The organism is Micrococcus sp. PSi08 (assembly GCF_054960655.1).
The window spans coordinates 1-492 of sequence record NZ_JBHNYP010000066.1; the positions used below are offsets into that span (position 1 = coordinate 1).

The window sequence follows — 492 nt, forward strand, 5'->3', positions numbered from 1 at the left end:
TTCCAGGACAGACCCTCATCGGCTGCTGTGGCGGCTGAGTCCTCCAGGGTGTCGGCTACGAACAAGCGCAGACCGTTCGCAGGAACCTGGGCCCCAGCCTCCTTCACGGCCTGGGAGATACGCAGTTCAGCCACCGAGAAAGGCCCGGACTGCAGCTCGATGCCGTAGAGGCGGCCCACCATGGAAGCGACAGCCTCTCCTGCTGCCGCTGTCCCGTACTCCGTTGCCGCATCGGCCCCAACGCGCCGCAACACCGACAGAGGGTAGGTCCCGGTTCCCATAGCGGGATCGATGACAGACGTCGCGCTGTCCCGCAGACCGCGCGGACGGCCCAGGTGCTCCCGGACGGCCTCGTCTGCCCAACCCACCATGGCGTCCACGAGCTCGACGGGGGTGTAGTAGGAACCCGAAGCCTGCTTCAGCGCAGGGTCGTAGCTGCTCAGGAAGTGCTCGTACAGGTGCAGGTAGACATCCGAACGACCACTGCCTAGG

1 protein-coding gene is annotated in these 492 nt (G+C 65.9%); it reads right to left on the reverse strand.

Going from position 1 to position 492, the window contains the following annotated elements; all coding sequences use genetic code 11:
* On the reverse strand, positions 1–492 hold a 492-nt coding region (locus tag ACFI33_RS11790; RefSeq protein WP_462624055.1), incomplete at both ends, for an N-6 DNA methylase.